A 17,642-nucleotide genomic window follows, 5' to 3' on the forward strand; every position below is an offset into this window, starting at 1 on the left:
ATGACCGCTCGGCGGGCGCGCCGGGCCGGCGTCGCGCGGCGCCGTCGATTCGGGGGGCGCTTCAGCGCCGAAACCCCGCCCTGGCTGTTCGCCGCGCCCGCTCTCGTGGTGTACGCGCTGGTCGTGCTCTATCCGGCGGTCAGCGGCGTGGTGTACGCGTTCACCGACTGGAGCGGGATCGGCCGGGACATGTCCTTCGTCGGCCTGGCCAACTTCCGCACGCTGCTGGGCGACGAGCAGGCCATGGGCTCGATCGGCAACACGTTGCTGCTGACCCTGGCCATCGTGGTCGTCCAGAACGGCGTCGGGCTGCTGCTGGCCCTCGGCGTGCACGCCAGGCTGAAGAGCCGCGCCCTGCTCCGCGTGATCTTCTTCGCGCCGGTCGTGGTCAGCCCGGTCATGGTGGCGTTCCTGTGGAAGTACATCTACAACCCCGACCCGTCCGCGGGCCTGAACGGGCTGCTCGGCCTGCGCGTCGACTGGCTCGGCGACCCGTCGGTGGCGCTGTGGTCCATCGCCGGCATGGTGGTGTGGCAGTACGCCGGGTACTCCATGGTCATCTTCCTGGCCGGGCTGGAGGGCGTGCCTCGCGAGCTGCACGAGGCGGCCATGATCGACGGGGCGGGCACCTTCCAGCGTTTCCGCTACGTGACCTGGCCGCTGCTGGCCCCCGCCGTGACGATCAACCTGATGCTGTCCACGATCGGCGGCCTCAAGCTGTTCGACCAGGTCTTCGCCGCCACCAACGGCGGCCCCGGCTATGCCACCGAGACCCTGTCCACGGTGCTGTACAAGCAGGCGTTCGTGTTCGGCAAGTTCGGCTACAGCACCGCGGTCGCCCTGGTGCTGGCGCTGTTCGTGGCCGCGGTCTCCCTCGTCCAGGTCTCCTACCTGCGCGGCCGGGAGGTGAGCACGTGAGAAGGACCTTCCTCCTGGAAGTCGTCATGATCGCGGTGGCGGTGGCGTTCCTGTTCCCCGTCTACATCCTGGTCTCCCTGTCGCTGAAGGATCCGGCGCAGATCGCCCAGACACCGCTGGCACTGCCGGACCCGCCCACGTCCGGCAACTTCACCACCGCCTGGTCGGCCGCGGCGCTCGGCCCGTCTCTGGTGAACAGCACCGTGATCACCGTGGCGAGCCTGGTGGCGCTCATCGTGCTCGGCTCCTTCGCCGCCTACTTCCTGGCCCGCGTGCGGACCCGCCTCGGCTACGGCCTGTACATCCTGTTCCTGCTGGGCATCGTCCTGCCGTTCCAGCTCGGCATGATCCCTCTGTACGAGCTGGTGAGCGATCTGGGGCTGATCGGCACGCACGCCGGGATGATCCTCTTCTACACCGGCATCCAGCTGCCGTTCACCGTCTTCCTCTACACGGGATTCATCCGGGCGCTGCCCCGCGAGTACGCCGGCGCCGCCCAGATCGACGGCGCCTCGCACCTGACGGCGTTCACCCGCGTGGTCTTCCCGCTGCTGCGGCCCATCACCGGCACCGTGCTGATCCTCAACGCCGTCTTCATCTGGAACGACTTCTTCACCCCGCTGGTCTACCTGGGCGGCTCCGGCTACGAGACGGTCCCGGTGAGCATCTTCGCCTACGTCGGCCAGTACGTCTCGCAGCACGGCCTCGTCTTCGCCGGGCTGGTGCTCGGCGCGCTGCCGATCGTGGCGGTGTTCCTGGCGCTGCAGCGCTATGTGATCAAGGGCTTTTCCAGCGGGCTCAAGGGATGAACGTCTTCGACGTGTTCCGCGGCGAGCCGCCCCGGGCGTACTCCCCGGCGGCCATCTGGTGGTGGAGCGGCGAGCCGCTGCGCCGCGACCGGCTGCGCTGGCAGCTCGAGCGGCTGGTGGCCGGGGGAGTGCGCAACCTCGTCATCCTGAACCTCGCCCCCTCGGGGCCGATGTTCGGCGCCGACGCCGACGACCCGCCCTTCCTGTCCGAGGCGTGGTGGGAGCTGCTCGACGGGGTGTGCGCGGACGCGTACGAACTGGGCGCGTACCTGTGGTTCTACGACCAGCTCGGCTTCTCCGGCGCCGACCTCCAGGCCCGGCTGGTCCAGGAACGTCCGGAGTTCGCCGGCCAGTGGCTGGCCGCCGACGGCTCCGTCAGGCTCCGCGGCTTCGACTACCTGTCGCCGGAGGCGTGCGCGGTGCTGCTGGACCGGGTGCACGGCGAGTTCGAGCGGCGGGCCGGGCACTGGTTCGGCCGGGTGATCGCCGGGTCGTTCCAGGACGAGCTGCCGACGCTGCCCACCTGGTCTTCCCGCTTCGCTCAGGAGTACCGCACCAGGCGGGGCGCGGAGTTCTCGGCGGCCGAGCCGGACTGGCAGGCCTACCAGCGGACCAGGGCGGAGCTGGCCGAGGAGGCGTTCTTCCGGCCGCTGGCCGAATGGCACGCGCGGCACGGGCTGCTGGGCGGCTGCGACCAGCAGGACCCGGCGCGGGCCGGGCATCCGGTCGACGGGGTGCGGCTGTACGCCGACTACGCGCGTACGCACCGCTGGTTCGGCGCGCCCGGCTCCGACCACCACGGCGACGCCCGCCTGCACTCCTCCCTGGCCCACCTGTACGGGCGGCCGCGCACCTGGATCGAGGCGTTCCACTCCAGCGGCTGGGGCGGCACGCTGGAGGAGACTTTCGACTGGCTTCTGCCTTGGCTGCGGGCCGGGGCGACGCTGTACAACCCGCACGCGGTCTACTACACGACCAAGCGCGGCTGGTGGGAGTGGGCGCCGCCGTCCACCGACTGGCGGCAGCCGTACTGGCGCCACCACCGCGTCTTCGCCGACGCCGTGACCCGCCTGTGCGCCGCCCTGTCCCTGGGGCGCCACGCCTGCGACGTCGCGGTCCTCCTGCCCACCGCCACCGCCCAGGCGGGCACCGCGCTGGACGGGACTCCTGGCCGGGCCGTATCCGATCTGCCCGCGTCCGTGGCGCGGGTCGATGCGGCGCCGTCCCACCCGGTCCCTTCCGGCCCGCTTCCAGACGTGGCCGCTTCGGGCGCCGCGGCATCGGGCACGGCACTGCCGTCCGGCGTCCGGCCGGAGTGCTCCGGGCCGGAGGTGCCTCATGGTGAGAGGGCCGGGCCGGAGGTGCCCCGGGGCGAGAGGGCCGGGGCGGGCGGGGACGTGCTGGACGAGGCGGCGTCCCCGGCCGGCGGGGCCGGATCGCAGGTGGCCGGTGAGGCCGGAAGGCGGGCCTTGCGGGCGCAGGAGGTGTACCGGGAGATCGTCGGTGACATGGCGTGGTTCGCCGCCAAGCCCGGCGTTCTCGACCGGCTCCGCCTGGACGCCGACGTGATCGACGAGGACTCGGTGCGGCGCGCGGCCGTCGCCGGCGGACGGCTGACGGTGTCCGACGAGGCGTACCGGGCGATCATCCTGCCCGCCGTGACGGTCCTCGACGACGACGTCGCCGCCAGGCTGGGCGAGTTCGCGGCGGCCGGCGGCCTGCTCGTCGCCGTCGGCGCGGTCCCGGACGCCCTGCGCGGCCGGGTCCGCTACGTGGAGACCCCCGGCCACCTGGGCGAGGCGCTGGCCGGGATGCCCCGGCGGGTCGAGGCCCCGGTGCCCACCCTGGTGCGCGAGGCGGGCGACACCACGCTGGTGTTCCTGACGGCGGCCTTTCCCATGGCCAGCAGGATCTCCGTCGGACGGCCGGAGGAACGCGGCGTGGAGCTGGGCTGGCTGGACGCCGAAATCGACTTCGACCCGGCCCGCTACGCCCGCGAGACGCGGGTCGTCGTCCGCGGCGTGCGAGGCACCCCGAAGCTGGCCCGGCCCTTCGCCGGCGGCGAGCCCGTCGCGCTGCCGCACACGCGGGACGGGGACGCGGTGGAGGTGGTCGTGCCGTTCGACGACGGGCCGGCCGCGCTGCTGGTGTTCGACGGATCGCAGGTGGAGCCCGCGCCGCCCCGGCCCGCGTACCCGGTGGAGGCCGAACTCGGGGACGAATGGGACGTCGAGCTCGTTCCCACGCTGGACGACACCTGGTCGGACTTCGGCGGCGGCGCGACAGTCGAACGCTGGACGCTGCGGACGCCGGACGGGGAACCCGTGGCCGTGACGTTCGGGCCGCGGGGGGAGCAACGCGTAGGCGACGGCCCGTGGACGCCCTCGGTGTGGTCGGCCTCGCGTGGCCTGCGCAAGGATCCGATCCACCGGGAGACGCTCGGCCCCAAAGGGCACGTCCCGGCGGAATTCCTCGCATTCGGCCGCGTGTCGGCGGGCGCGCGGGCCCGTTTCCGTACGGTGCTCACCGTGCCGCCCGGCGGCGGCCGGCTCGCCATCGGCGCCGGGGCCGCCAAGACCCTCTGGCTCGACGGCGTGGAGCGGACACTGGACGACGCGGGGTACGCCGCCGTCGCCCGCTCGCCCGTCGCGCCCGGCGAGCACCTGCTGGAGCTGCTGCTCGTCCCGGACGAGGAGCTCGACCTGCGCGCCTACGTCTGCCTGGTGGCCGACCCGGCCGACGCCGCCCGCCCCGAATGGATCTCCGGCACGCCGCTGGAGACCGTCGTACGCCCCGATCACGGCGATGCGCTGCTCCAGGTGGCCTCCACCGCGTTCTGCCGGGTGCTGGTCAACGGGTCGGAGGCGGGCCGGCAGGGCGGCTTCGACCCCTACGCGGAGGCCGACGTCCCGCGTGTGCGCCGCTACGACGTGTCCTGCCTGCTGCGACCGGGCGACAACACGATCCGGATCGAGTCGGACGGCTGGGTTCTGGTCGACGGCCTGGCCGTCTCCGGCCCCGGCTGGTCGCCCCGCCCCCGGGTACGCAGACGCCAGCACGGCGACCCCGCCGCCCTCTGCCTGCGCCCACGCCCGCACCCGCTGCCCGAGGCCGGCTGGCTCGACGGGCGTCCGACCGCCCTGCCCGCCACGTTCGCGGTCCCCGGCGCCCGCGCGCGGGCCGAGCGCTTCCTCCTGGACCCGCCGCCCGGGATGACCGGCGTCGACGTGGACGCGGCCGGCCCGGTGGAGGTCGTCCCCGCGAGCGGCGGGGGCCTGGAGCTACGCGTGGCCACGGTCCCCGGCGCGCAGGCGGGGGCGGCGTTCGCCGGACCCGTCCGGTTCACCTGCGGGCCCGGCCGCATGCGGCTCGGGGACTGGGAGGAGCAGGGGCTGGCCGGCTACAGCGGCGGCGTGCGCTACCGCACCACCGCCGCGGCCCGGTCCGGGCCGGGCGTCGTAGATCTGGGCCGGGTGCGGGGCACGGCGGAGGTCACGGTCAACGGGCGGCCCTGCGGCGTCAGGGTGTGCTCGCCGTATGTCTTCGACGTCGAATGGGACGACGGCGACAACACCGTCGAGATCCTCGTGCTCGGCACCCTGGGTCCGTACCTCGACGAGGTCAGCCCCACGCACTTCGTCTTCCCCGGCCAGCGCGGCACCGGCCTGTTCGGCCCGGTGCGCCTGCGGCACCCATGACCACGCGCACGGAAGCTCACCCGCCCTCGGTCGCGTAGCTCACCGCCCGCTCCTGGCCGAGCCGCGTCCCGCCCTGGAACGCGCGCTCGAACGCCCGCTGGCCCAGAACGCCGCGGGCCTGCTCGGCGCAGTGCTCGTGCCAGGTCGCGTGGTAGCACAACCGCTCCGGCGCGGCGCCCACCGCCTGCCACAACGCGTGCGCGGCGCCCAGCAGCCCGGCCGCCCGTTCTTGATCGCCGCGCGCGCCGGCCACCCACGCCAGCACCTCCAGGCACTGGGTGAGGCACCACCGGTCCTCGATCCGGCCGGTGAACTCGGTGGCCTCCGTCACCAGCGCCTCCGCCCGCGAGCAGTCGCCCAGGCTCCACCGCGCCACGCCGAGGGCCAGCTGCGCGTACGCGCGGGTGACCAGCGCGTGGTGCCGGTCGCACAGCGTCAGCAGCTCCTCGCCGAACTCGGCGGCCAGGCGGGGATCCTCGATCGAGCCGTACGCCGCGGCGAAATAGAGGTTGAACATCGTCCCGTCCACATCGTCCAGAGCCCGGTGCAGGTCCAGGGACTCACGCAGCAACTCCAGGCCGCGCCGTGCGTCGCCGGTGGAGAACGCGGCCACGCCCGCGGTCCGGATGGCGTACGGCAGGATGTGCTCGTACCCGCCTTGACGCACGAGGACGAGGCATTCCTGCAGCCGCGGCAGCGCCGCCTCGACGTCGCCCTGGCGCAGGGCCAGCATGCTGTCCACCCACAGCGCCGTGGCCCGCGCGCGGCCGCGGTCCGGCACCAGCTCCAGCCCGCGCTCCAGCCAGTAGCGGCCCTCGGCCAGCGAGCCGACGAGCATCCAGAAGCACCACATGGCCGACGCGGTGCCCAGCCCCACGAGCGCCAGCCGCGGATCGCCCAGGCACGCCTGGAGCGCCGCCCGCACGTTGGGCAGCTCCCTCCGCAGCAGCCGGTACCGCTCCAGCTGGTCGGGAACTATCCGGTCGATCCGGTGGGTCTCCACCAGATCGCGGTAGTGGTGGACGTAGCGGGAACGCAGAAGCCGCCGGTCGGCGGGCGGCAGCCGCTCGCCACCGTAGGCGCGCAGGCTCTCCAGCATGCGGTACCTGACCGCGCCGTCGCGCCGCTCGCCGACCAGGACCGACTTGTCCACCAGCCCGGCCAGCAGGTCGAGCACCTGCGGGGAGGCGATCCCCTCGCCGGTGCACACGCCCTCGACGGTGTCCAGGTCGAACCCGCCGGGGAACATCGACAGCCGCGCCCAGAGCCGCCGCTCCCCGGCCGAGCACAGGCCGAAGCTCCAGTCCATGGTGGCGCGCAGGGTGCGGTGGCGCGGCAGGGCGTCGGGGGCGTCGGCGGCCAGCACGTCGAACCGCTCGTCGAGCTCGCGCGCCAGCTGCTCCAGCGACGAGGTATGCAGCCGCGCCGCGGCCAGCTCGATGGCCAGGGGGATTCCCTCCAGGCGCTGGGCCACGTGCACCACGTGCGCCATGTTGCCCGTGGTCAGCGTGAAGCCGGGCAGGACGCGGGCCGCGCGCTCCACGAACAGGCGGACGGAATCGTGGCGGGCGATCTCCCGCAGGGTGTGGCCGGGCTCCGGCACCGACAGCGAGGGCACGGCGAGCACTTGCTCGCCGTACACGCCGAGGGTGTGCCTGCTGGTCACCAGGAGCCGCAGCCGGGGTGCGGCCCGTAGCAGCCGGTCCACGAGGCAGGCGCAGCCCGTGCGCAGATGCTCGCAGTTGTCCAGCACCAGCAGCATCCGCTTGCCCGACAGGTAGTCCACCATCACCTTCATGGGGTCCGGGGCCGCGTCGCGCAGGCCCAGCGAGGCCGCGATCGTGGCCTCCAGCAGGTCGGCGTTCTCCAGGGCGGCCAGCTCGACGACCTCCACGCCGTCCGGGAACGCGTTCTGGACGGTCTCGGCGATCCGCTGCGCCAGCCGGGTCTTGCCGACGCCGCCGGGGCCGGTCAGGGTGAGCAGCCGGCTCGTGAACAACATCCGCCTGGCCGTGGACAGTTCGAGCCGGCGCCCGACGAAGGTGGTCCCGCCTGTCAGCAGACCGGCGGTCATGACGAGCTCCCGGGGGGCGAGTGGCCCTGCTCGCCGACCCAGGCGGCGATCTGGGCGCGCGAGTTGAACCCGAGCTTGCACAGAATGTGCTCGACGTGGGCCTCGGCGGTGCGCTGCGCGATGACCAGCTTCGCCGCGATCTCCTTGTTGCTCATGCCCTGCGCGACGAGGCGGGCGATCTCCAATTCGCGCCGGGTCAGCGGCGAGGGCTCGCTCTTGCGCTTGGCGGACGGCGGCGGCGTGACGCGGCCCATCGCGTACGCGAGCGTCTCGGCGGAGCCCAGCTCGGTCCCCTTGCGGAAGGCGGCCTCGAAGCCCCCTTCACCCAGGCGCTCCCGCGCCACCGTATCGGCGGTGTCGTGGTAGCCGGAAAGGTAGCCGAACAGCGGGCCGCCGAACGACCGCCAGCTCTCCCGCGAGGCCCCGAGCAGCACCGCGGTCCGCTCGGGCGCGTCGTCGGCGGCCATCCACGCCAGCGCCTCGACACAGAGCGCGATGCCCAGACGGTCGTCGAACGGCTGCTTGAGCCGGATGGCCTCGCGCTCCATCTCGATCGCCCGCGCCGTGTCACCCTGCCGCCACATCTCGATCCCGAACAACCACAGCGTGTACGACTTGAACCAGTGCTCGCGGCGGGTCTCGCAGATCGCCAGGCACTCCTTGAACTGGGCGGTGGCCTGGTCGGAGTGGCCGAGCAGCGAGTGCGCGGTGGCCAGGTACATCAGCGCGTTCACGACGCCCATCTCGTCGCCCACCGCGAGGTTGCCCTCGGCCGCCTCGCCGAGCTGGTCCACGGCGCCGGCGGGGTCGCGCTGGATCAGCGACGAGAGGCCGGCGACGTAGGCGGCGCCGGCGAGCACGGTCGCGTCCCCGAGCCGGCGGCCCAGGTCCCGGCACTCGTCCAGCAGCGCCCCTGCGACCCCGAAGTCGCTCTGCAGGACCGCGAGCCGGGCGTTGACGCACAAGGCTTTGGCCCGCGCGGGCGTCGGCCCGGATGTCGTCACCGCGGCGGCGGCCAGCAGCCGGTCGAGCCAGCCGCGTCCCTCGCGCAGCGCGCCCGCCGCGATCCAGTAGAACCGCAGCGCCGTGGCGATGGCCAGCCCGGCCTCCGCCTCGCCCGGCGTGGTGAGGCAGTAGTCCATGGCCGTGCGGAGGTTGCCGTGCTCGGCGCGCAGGCGGGCGAACCAGGTCACCTGGCCGGGACCGTACCAGTCGTTCTGGGCGCGGGTGGCGAGGTCCAGGTACCAGTCGCGGTGCCGTCTCTTCAGCGCCACCTCCTCGCCCGACTCGCGCAGCCGGTCGCGGCCGTACTGGCGGATGGTCTCCAGCAGCCGGTAACGCACTGCCTGCGGCTGCTCCTCGCGGGCCAGCACGGACTTCTCCACCAGGCCGTTCACCAGGTCGAAGACCTCTTCGGACGCGATGCCGTCGCCGGCGCAGACATGCTCGGCCGCCTCCAGGTCCAGCCCGCCGGAGAACACCGAGAGCCGGCTCCAGAACAGCCGCTCCTCGTCGGTGCACAGCGCGTAGCTCCAGTCGATCAGCGCACGGAGCGTCTGCTGACGCGGCAGGGCGGTCCGCGGCCCCGTCGTGAGCAGCCGGAAGCGGTCGTCCAGCCGGGTCAGCAGCTGCTGCACGGAGATCGCCCGCAGCCGCACCGCCGCCAGCTCGATGGCCAGCGGGATGCCGTCCAGCCGCCGGCAGATCCGCGTCACGCTGTCCCGGTTGGCGTCGGTGACCTCGAAGCCGGGGACAGCGGCCTGTGCCCGCTCGACGAACAGCCGCACCGCGTCGGACTGCCGCAGCGCATCGGCGGGGCCCGCGCCGTCGGTCTCCGGCACCGACATCGTGGGCACCGGCATCATCCGCTCGCCCGCGGCGCCGAGCGCCTGCCGGCTGGTCGCCAGGATGTGCAGGTCCGGCACGGAGCGCATCAGCGCCTCCGCCATTTCGGCGCACTCGGTCAGCAGATGCTCGCAGTTGTCCAGGATCAGCAGGATCTGCCGGTCCCGCAGGTGGTCGACGAGCACCTGCACCGGAGGCCGGAGGGAACGGTCATGGATCTCCAGGGTTTCGGTCACCGTCTGGAGAAGCAGCTCGGGGCTCTCCAGCGCCGCCAGCTCGACCAGCCACACCCCGTCGCGGAAGGCCCGCCGCAGGTCGAAGGCGACCCGCAGCGCCAGCCGGGTCTTGCCGACGCCGCCGACTCCGACCAGCGTCACCAGCCTGCCCTCGGACAGCAGCCGCTTGATCTCGGCTATCTCGTGTCGTCGGCCCACGAAGGTGTTCAGCTCCGCGGGGAGTGCGCAAACGCTCGGAACGTTCGGCGCGGCCATGGTCATGATCGCTCCAACGGCTCGGTCGAACTCCGAGCCCCATAACCAGGTTATGTCCAGTCCCTTTTCCTCCTCACCAGGCCGCGTCCCCGAACGGTATGGCGCGGGTAAAACCCGCTCATGCGTTGAGCGCCGAGTGGCGGCGGCTGTAGGCGAAGTAGACGAGCAGGCCCAGCAGGAACCACAGGACGAAGCGGAGCCAGGTCTGCGGATCCAGGAAGGTGATCAGCCAGAGCGAGAAGACCACGCCGATGGCCGGCACCACGGGCATGCCCGGCGTGCGGAACTCCCGGTGCAGGCCGGGCTGCCGGTAGCGGAGCACGATCACCGCCGCGCACACCACCACGAACGCCAGAAGGATCCCGATGTTGGTCAGCTCGGCCGCCTCCCTGATGGGCAGGAAACCGGCGATCAACGCCGAGACGGCGCCCACGATCCAGGTGACGCGTGTCGGCACCCGCCGTACCGGATGCAGCCGGGCGAACCACTGCGGCAGGAGCCCGTCCCTGCTCATGGCGAACCAGACCCGGGTGACGCCCAGCATGAACGTGAACATGACGGTCAGGATGCCGACGATGGCCCCGGCCGCGATCAGCGTGGCGACACCTGACAGGCCGACGGCGGCGAACGCCGAGGAGAAGCCGCTCTCCGGGTCGATGTCCCGGTAGTTCTGCATGCCGGTGAGCACCAGCGTCGCCAGCACGTACAGGATCATCGAGATCACCAGGGAGTACACGATGGCCTTGGGCATGTGCCGCCGGGCGTCCTTGGACTCCTCGGCGGCGGTGCTCATCGCGTCGTAGCCGAAGACGGCGAAGAACACCGTGGCCGCGCCGGTGATGGCGCCGCCGACGCCGAAGGGGAAGAACGGCGTGTAGTTGGCCGTGTTGACGTAGAAGAAGCCGACCGCGATCACCAGCAGCACCACCGCCACCTTGACGGCGACCACGAACGTCTCGAACCTGGCCGCCGCCCGGATGCCGAGGTTCAGCAGGAAGGCGATCAGCAGGCACAGCACGACCGCGAACAGGTCCACCACGCGCCCGTCCCCGGTGCCCGGCGCGCCCAGCATCCAGGCGGGCAGGCCGAAGCCGAGCTGCTGGACGAGGAAGCCGAAATATCCGGAGATGCCGATCGCCACGACGGCGACGATCGCCGTGTACTCCAGCAGCAGATCCCACCCGATGAACCAGCCCACGATCTCGCCCAGCACCGCGTAGCCGTAGGTGTAGGCCGACCCGGCCTTCGGGATCATGCCGGCGAACTCGGCGTACGAGAAGGCCGCCGCCGCGCTGGCCACCCCGGCGACCAGGAACGACACGAGCACCGCCGGGCCCGCCGTCTGGTTGGCCACCGCCCCGGCCAGGGCGAAGATGCCGGCGCCGATGATGCCGCCGATGCCGATCGCGGTGAGCTGCCACAGCCCGAGGGACCGGGACAGCTCGCCCTCGTGCTCCTCCGCGATCTGCTCGACCGGCTTGCGGCGGAACACGCCGTGCGTCGCAGCCATCACAGCCTCCCGATCACCCGTTGGCCTGCTCTTCCTGGCTCCTTTCCTGTGCTGACCGGCCCATACGGCCCGGCGGCGGGATTTGACGACTTCGTGGCGGTGTTCGCGGCGTTCCTGCGGGCACGGGGGAACGGATGGATCTCGACACGGCGCTCGAACGGCGGACGGTCAGGGTCGGCGACTGGTCGCTGGCCGGGTGGCGGCGCGGGCCGCGGGAGGACGGCGGGACGACGCCGGTGGTCTGCGTGCACGGGGCCGGCGTGTCGAGCCGGGAACTGGGGCCGCTGGTCGCGGCGCTGGGGGAGCGTGTGCCCGCCTGGACGGTCGACCTGCCGGGGTTCGGGAAGAGCACGAAGCCGCCCCGTCCGCTGGACCTGTCCGCTCTCGCCGACGCCCTGGCCGGCTGGCTGGCCGCCGCCGAGCTGCCGCCCGCCTGCCTGGTAGGCTGCTCGTTCGGCTGCCAGCTCGCCGTCGACGTGGCGGTGCGTCACCCCCGGCGGGTGCGTTCGCTCGTCCTGGTGGGGCCGACGGTCGATCCGCGGGCGCGATCCTGGTCGCGGATGATCGGCAGGTGGATGCGCAACTCCGTACGGGAGGACCCGCGCATGACCCCGCTCAACGTCGCCGACTACCGGGACGCGGGGCTGCGGCGGGTCGTGGCCACCTTCCAGGTCGCGATGCGCGACCGGGTGGAGGACAAACTGCCGCACGTCTCCGTGCCCACGCTCGTGGTCAGGGGAGAGCACGACCGGATGGTCCCGCAGGACTGGGCGGAGCAGGTCACCAGCCTGACGCCGGGCGCCAGGCTGGTCGTCGTGCCGGGAATGCCGCACATGATCCCGTTCCGCGGTCCCGAGGCTCTGGCGCCGATCATCACGGGCTTCACCTCGTCGTAGTGCCGAAATCCGCAGGGATCGGGCGGCCGGCTCCCAGCGTGGCGAATAACTCCTCCCACAGCGGCATCACGACCTCGGGCGTGTAGTCGTGGGCCGTCTCGGCTGCGCCGGCGCCCAGGCGCCGGCGCAGCTCCGGGTCGCCCATGAGGCGCCCGAGGGCCTCGCCCAGCTCGTCGACGTCGCGCGGCGGCACCAGCACGCCGTCCCTGCCCGGCGTCAGCACGTCCGCCGGGCCGGTCGGGCAGTCGAAGGCGACGATGGGCAGGGCGTGGCCCATCGCCTCGATCATCGCCATCGGCAGCCCCTCGATCCGGGAGCTGAGGGCGTAGATCGACGCCTTGGCCAGCTCCTCGTGGATGCGGTCGGTGCGGCCCATGAGCCGGATCCGCCCGCCCATTGCGTGCTCGTCGATCCGCTCCTGCAGGCGCTGCTGGGACGGCCCGGTGCCGAAGATCCGCAGCGTCCACTCCGGGTAGGCGTCCGCGACCCCGGCGAAGGCCGGGATCAGCATGTCGAAGCCCTTCTGCGGCACCAGCCGGCCCACCGCGATCACGACCGGGTTGCTCTGGTCGGAGTGCTTGCGGTGCTCCATGTGCACGGCGTTGGGGATGCGCACGATCGGCGTGCCGGGGCTCAGCAGGGCGCGGTATTCGGCCCGGCTGGTCTCGGTCAGCACCACGATCGCGTCGAAGCGGCCGTAGTGACGGGCGACCTGCTCGCGTACGGCCGGGTGGTAAGCGGCCAGGTTCATGTGCTCCTGGGCCACCCGGATGACCTTGCGCGAGGCCCGGCGGGCGGAGATCAGGTTCAGTGCCGGGCGGGTGGTGACCAGGATGCCGTCGTTCAGCGCCGACACGTAGTCCATCGCCGCCGCCTCCACCCGCTCGGTGAAGTACTCGGCGGCGAACTCGCCGTACGGCACGATCTTGCCGCGGGCGCGCCGCCACACCTTGCGGGCCAGCGAGTCCGACGCCACCCCGTCACGCTGGTCCACCAGCGCCGACAGCCGCACCCGCGGGTCGATGGCGAACTGCGGCTTGGTGCGCCGCCGCACCAAGCTGACGATCTCGACGTCGTGGCCCGCCTCGGCCATCGCGCCGGCCTGGTTGATCACCGTGCGGATGGTGCCGCCCATGCCGTAGGCGTGCAGGAGCATGTAGCGGATCTTCACGGCAGGTACCCCCACGTCCGGCACATGCCCGTGAGCGCGCCGGGGATCTCCTCCGGGCGCGGCAGGTCGCGTCCCGGCTGCACCTGCCCGGAGCGGATCTTGTCTTTCCAGTCGCCGAGGCCCTTGGTGACCACGTCCGGCGTGCCGTAGGAGAGCATCTCCGGCGCCCACGGCAGGTCGAGGAACTCGCAGATCCCGCGAAGGGTCTTCTCCGGCTCCGCGGTCAGGTCCTCGTAGCGCACCGTCAGGCCGGGCAGAGCCGCCCTGGCACGCTCCACCGCCTTCATGTACCGCAGCGCGTCGGCCGCCGCCTCGGCCGGGGTGCGCTTGTCCGGGCTGGCCTCGTGCCACGAGGTCGCGATCGAGGCCGGGTGCCGCAGCAGGAACACGTACCGGGCGTCCGGCCAGCACGCCGCGATCCGCTCGTAGGCGAAGGCGTTGGCGGGGGTCTTGTCCACGATGAACCGTTTGCCGGCGCGCACCAGCTCGCGGTGGAGCACCCGGTCCCACAGCAGATGCTCCAGATCCGCCCGGTCGTGCCCGAGCGCGGCCATCGCCTTCTCGGCCAGGCCGGTGCCGAACTCCACGCCCAACCGGCGGACGTGCAGCTCATGGGGCGCGTGAAGGTCCGGGTGGGCGTTCAGCATCGACCGCAGCAACGTCGAGCCGGATCGGACGGGGGACAGGACGAACACGGGAGCCGTGAGCAGGCGATCCACCTGGGGGTCGGCCGGTGGCCGGAACGGCACGTCAGTAGGCTTCTTCGGCTTCTCGGCGGGTTTGCCGGACTTGTTCACCCGTTCGATCCGAAGGCCCGCGTGCCTGGCCAGCGCGCCGGTGATCTTACGCTGCCACTTCATGGCGGGCAGAGTACTGACTTTTTCTGGGGATTGACTGAGAACGAGAGGTACCGTGCCGACGCCCGTGGCCGGCGTGCACCGGCTGCTCGTGCGCGCCGGGGGAGGTTCGCTGCGCGGAGAGCCGTTCACCGGGGAAGTGCTCCGCACCGTCGCGGTGTGGGCCCGCGGCGACGACCGCGTCAACGATGCCTCCGCGTGGACAAGGAGATGCCCGTGCTGCCTTCAGCACGTTGAGCGGCGCGCAGGTGCGCCCGGCTCCCAGAATGCGGGAGCCGGGCGCGGTGCTCGCTGTCCACCGGCTGGAAGGGCCCGCAGACCGTGCCCTTCGCATGCGGCGTCGTCAGCCACGCGTGGTGGCGGGCTCGGGCTCGGCGCGGGCGGCCCTGGGGCTGCGCAGCGTCGCGGCGGCCAGCACGGCGCCGGCGACGGCGATGCCGGCTGCTCCGACGAACGCGGCGGAGAAGCCGCTGGTCAGGGCGGGCAGGTTCCCGAGCTGGGCGGCGCCGTTGGCGGCGGCGACGGCGGTCATGGCGGCCAGGCCGAGCGCGGAGCCGACCTGGTAGCTGGTGTTGACGATGCCCGAGGCCAGGCCGCCCTCCTCGGGGCGGGCGGAGGAGATGGCCGTGCCGAGCGAGGGGATGAAGGCCAGCGCCATGCCGAGGGCGGCGACGAGGCTGGCGGGCAGGACGTCGGCGGCGAAGCTGCCGTCCGGGCTGATCAGCGACAGCCATGCCATGCCTGCGGCGAGCAGGGCGAGGCCGGTGACGGTCATCGCCTTGGGGCCGAACCGGTTGATGGCCCGCGGCGCGAGGACGATCATGCCGATCATGATGAGGACGGTCATCGGCAGCAGCGCGGCTCCGCTGGGGAAGGCGCTGTAGCCCAGGACCTGCTGCAGGTAGAGGTTGAGGAAGAACCACATCGGGATCCACGCGCCGCCGAGCAGCAGCTGGGTCAGGTTGGCGGCGGCCAGGTTCGGCGTGCGGAAGATGGACAGCCGCATCAGCGGCTCGCGGCGGCGGGCCTGGATGGCGACGAACGCGCCGAGCAGCACCACGGCGGCGGCGAGCGCGAGCCACGTCTGCGCCGAGCCCCAGCCCACTTCGGGCGCCCGGACGATGGCGTAGACCGCCGCGCCGAGGCCGGCTGTCACGGTGAGCGCGCCGGTCACGTCGACGGAGCCGCGCTGGGCCTGGGCGGCGGGCATCAGCGGGCCGGTGGCGAGCAGGGCGACGAGCGCGATGGGGATGTTGATGTAGAAGACCCACGGCCAGCTCAGGTATTCGGTGATCACGCCGCCGAGGAACACTCCGGCTGTGCCGCCCGCGGGCGCGGCGGCGCCGTACAGGGCGAGGGCCTTGGTGAGCTCCTTGGGATCGTGGCCGAACAGCATCATGAGCAGGGTGAGGGCCGACGGGGCGATCAGGGCGGCACCGACGCCCTGCACGGCGCGGCCGGTGAGCTCGACCCACACCTCGGGGGCGATGCCCGCCACCAGCGAGCCGATGAGCAGGATGAGCCAGCCGGCGCCGAAGAGGCGGCGGGCGCCGAACAGGTCGGACAGCCGGCCGCCGAGGAGAAGCAGCCCGCCGAAGGCGACCACGTAGGCGTTGAAGACCCAGGACAAGCTCTCCTGGGAGAAGCCGAGCTCTTCCTGGATGCGGGGGAGGGCCACGCCGATGATCGACGTGTCCATGATGACGATGAACTGGGCTGTGGCGATCAGGGCCAGGGCGGTCCATCGCCGGGGGGATGGTGCTGACATGGAACTCTCCAGACGCTAACCCTACGGGGGTAGGGTATAGAGGGATGAAGACGACCCCGTGTAGTACCTCTAGGGGGTATGGGCAGGAACATACATACACCGGGGGGGTATATGTCAAGTGGGGTGTCGGTGGACTTGGACCTCCCCTGCCTCTGAGCGCAGTACTATCGGCCCTAGTCGAGCATGAGCCGCAGTGAGCAGGCGTGTGGCCGCACGTTCGGATTCTGAGTACTAGAGGCATGGTGGAAGGAGGGGCGCATGGGCGGACCGGCCCGGTGGTCGTCCCTTCGCTTGCCGCGATGGCTGTTGCCGGTGGTGCTCGTGCTGGGTGTCTGGGGCATGCACACGCTCGGGCACCTCGCCGCCCATCATGGTCGGACCGCGGTGTCCGGCCCGTACGCTCTGGCGCACGCGGAGCCGCCCGCGAAGACGACACACGGCGGTGAGATGCCGGAGCGCCGCACCGAGCTCATCGGGCCGGCCTCGCCCGCCGAAGGGCCCATGCTCGGCCCCGGGATCTCGCTCTGGCTGGATCCGACCGATGTGTGCCTGGCCGTACTGCCCTTGGTCCTGTCCCTGTTGATCGCGCTGACCTGGGCCAGAACGCGGCCGTGGCCGGAAGAGGCGGCTGCCGGGACGCCGTGGGTGGGCGCAGTGGCCAGGTCGCCGCCACGCCGCCTGGCGCCCACCCTCGCCGGGCTCTCGGTGATGCGGACATAGGCCGATCCATTCGCGGACGATCTCCAGGGTCGTCCGTGATGCCAGGCCATGTACCTCAATCACCAGAGAGATCACGATGTTCAGGAATGTCAGGGACTTCTCCGCCGCCGTCGTCACCTCGGGTGCCGCACTGGTTCTGCTGACCGCATGCGGCGGCGGCACGGACGGCGCCTCCATGGGCGGGCACGACATGTCCAGCAGCGCGCCGGCTGCCACGACGACGAGCGCTCAGCCTGTGGCGGCGTTCAACGACGCGGACGTGATGTTCGCGCAGATGATGATCCCGCACCACGAGCAGGCGGTCGAGATGGCCGGGCTGGCGGAGACGCGGGCGTCGGACAAGGAGATCAGGGAGCTGGCGGCGAAGATCAAAGCGGCCCAGGACCCGGAGATCCAGACCATGCGGGGCTGGCTCACCGAGTGGGGCAAGCCGATGCCGTCCGAGGGCATGGACCACGGGATGGGTCATGACATGCCCGGGATGATGTCCGAGGAGGACATGAAGAAGCTGAAGGACGCCAAGGGGGCCGCGTTCGACCGGCGGTTCGCCGAGCTGATGATCGCCCACCACGACGGCGCGATCGAGATGGCGCGCACCGAGCAGTCGCAGGGGTCCGACCCTGAGGCGAAGGAACTGGCCAAGGCCATCGAGGCCGCTCAGCAGGCCGAGGTGGAGCAGATGCAGGCGATCCTCAAGCGGCTCTAGCGCGAAGGCCGCCTGGCCGGCCGCCGGGCGGCCGGCCAGGCTCGGCCGCTCCGGCGAGCAGTGATGAGCAGGGGATGAGTGCTCCGCGGCACGACATCCGCGTAGAGGTGAGCCGGTTCACGTGTGATCCAGAGCGGGGCCGGAATCCCGGGTTGGAATACCATAGGGGGGTATGGTAC

General features: G+C 72.1%; 12 protein-coding genes. 6 read left to right on the top strand and 6 right to left on the bottom strand.

Translation table 11 applies throughout. From position 1 onward, the window contains the following. Genes ACIBX3_RS38845 through ACIBX3_RS38855 form a run of 3 tightly spaced genes read left to right on the top strand, consistent with a single transcriptional unit; the run spans position 1 to position 5,425 of the window. Positions 1-918 (top strand): carbohydrate ABC transporter permease, encoded by a 918-nt coding sequence (locus ACIBX3_RS38845; protein ID WP_397125539.1) that lies wholly within the window; start codon positions 1-3, stop codon positions 916-918. Then, complete coding sequence (locus ACIBX3_RS38850) at positions 915-1,727, top strand: carbohydrate ABC transporter permease (RefSeq protein WP_397125540.1); 813 nt, start codon at positions 915-917, stop codon at positions 1,725-1,727. Before ACIBX3_RS38845 ends, ACIBX3_RS38850 begins: the two co-directional genes overlap by 4 nt. Continuing rightward, positions 1,724-5,425 carry a hypothetical protein gene (locus ACIBX3_RS38855; protein ID WP_397125541.1) on the top strand — a complete coding sequence of 1,234 codons (3,702 nt, stop codon included), beginning with the start codon at positions 1,724-1,726 and terminating at the stop codon, positions 5,423-5,425. The genes ACIBX3_RS38850 and ACIBX3_RS38855 overlap by 4 nt, the downstream gene beginning before the upstream one ends. Positions 5,426-5,441: 16 nt before the next feature. On the opposite strand, the gene ACIBX3_RS38860 is transcribed toward ACIBX3_RS38855, so the two are convergent. From ACIBX3_RS38860 to ACIBX3_RS38870, 3 genes are all read right to left on the bottom strand, one after another. Then, a complete protein-coding gene (locus ACIBX3_RS38860) occupies positions 5,442-7,499 on the bottom strand; it encodes an ATP-binding protein (RefSeq protein ID WP_397125542.1) in 2,058 nt (685 codons plus the stop codon). Next, positions 7,496-9,841: an ATP-binding protein gene (locus ACIBX3_RS38865; RefSeq protein WP_397125543.1), complete on the bottom strand. Its 2,346-nt coding sequence runs from the start codon at positions 9,839-9,841 to the stop codon at positions 7,496-7,498. Before ACIBX3_RS38865 ends, ACIBX3_RS38860 begins: the two co-directional genes overlap by 4 nt. A gap of 112 nt (positions 9,842-9,953) precedes the next feature. Further along, on the bottom strand, positions 9,954-11,345 hold the full coding sequence (locus tag ACIBX3_RS38870) for an amino acid permease (protein WP_397125544.1): 1,392 nt from the start codon (positions 11,343-11,345) through the stop codon (positions 9,954-9,956). A gap of 134 nt (positions 11,346-11,479) precedes the next feature. Between ACIBX3_RS38870 and ACIBX3_RS38875 the strand changes: the two genes are divergently transcribed. Then, positions 11,480-12,241: an alpha/beta fold hydrolase gene (locus tag ACIBX3_RS38875; protein WP_397125545.1), complete on the top strand. Its 762-nt coding sequence runs from the start codon at positions 11,480-11,482 to the stop codon at positions 12,239-12,241. Here ACIBX3_RS38875 and ACIBX3_RS38880 read toward each other — a convergent pair. From ACIBX3_RS38880 to ACIBX3_RS38890, 3 genes are all read right to left on the bottom strand, one after another. Beyond that, positions 12,228-13,412 carry a glycosyltransferase family 4 protein gene (locus tag ACIBX3_RS38880; protein ID WP_397125546.1) on the bottom strand — a complete coding sequence of 395 codons (1,185 nt, stop codon included), beginning with the start codon at positions 13,410-13,412 and terminating at the stop codon, positions 12,228-12,230. The genes ACIBX3_RS38875 and ACIBX3_RS38880 overlap by 14 nt on opposite strands. Further along, positions 13,409-14,272 (bottom strand): sulfotransferase family protein, encoded by an 864-nt coding sequence (locus ACIBX3_RS38885; RefSeq protein WP_397125547.1) that lies wholly within the window; start codon positions 14,270-14,272, stop codon positions 13,409-13,411. Before ACIBX3_RS38885 ends, ACIBX3_RS38880 begins: the two co-directional genes overlap by 4 nt. Positions 14,273-14,612: 340 nt before the next feature. Beyond that, positions 14,613-16,037, bottom strand: a complete 1,425-nt coding sequence (locus tag ACIBX3_RS38890) for an MFS transporter (RefSeq protein ID WP_397125548.1) — start codon at positions 16,035-16,037, stop codon at positions 14,613-14,615. Positions 16,038-16,295: 258 nt separating this feature from the next. Here ACIBX3_RS38890 and ACIBX3_RS38895 point away from each other — a divergent pair, with 258 nt between their 5' ends. Both ACIBX3_RS38895 and ACIBX3_RS38900 read left to right on the top strand, forming a co-directional pair. After that, positions 16,296-16,757, top strand: coding sequence for a hypothetical protein (locus ACIBX3_RS38895; RefSeq protein ID WP_397125549.1), 462 nt, complete (start codon positions 16,296-16,298; stop codon positions 16,755-16,757). Positions 16,758-16,833: 76 nt separating this feature from the next. Beyond that, positions 16,834-17,463 (top strand): DUF305 domain-containing protein, encoded by a 630-nt coding sequence (locus ACIBX3_RS38900; RefSeq protein WP_397125550.1) that lies wholly within the window; start codon positions 16,834-16,836, stop codon positions 17,461-17,463. Positions 17,464-17,642: the final 179 nt, after the last annotated feature.

Source organism: Nonomuraea sp. NPDC049480 (genome assembly GCF_044465905.1).
Taxonomy (GTDB): Bacteria; Actinomycetota; Actinomycetes; order Streptosporangiales; family Streptosporangiaceae; genus Nonomuraea.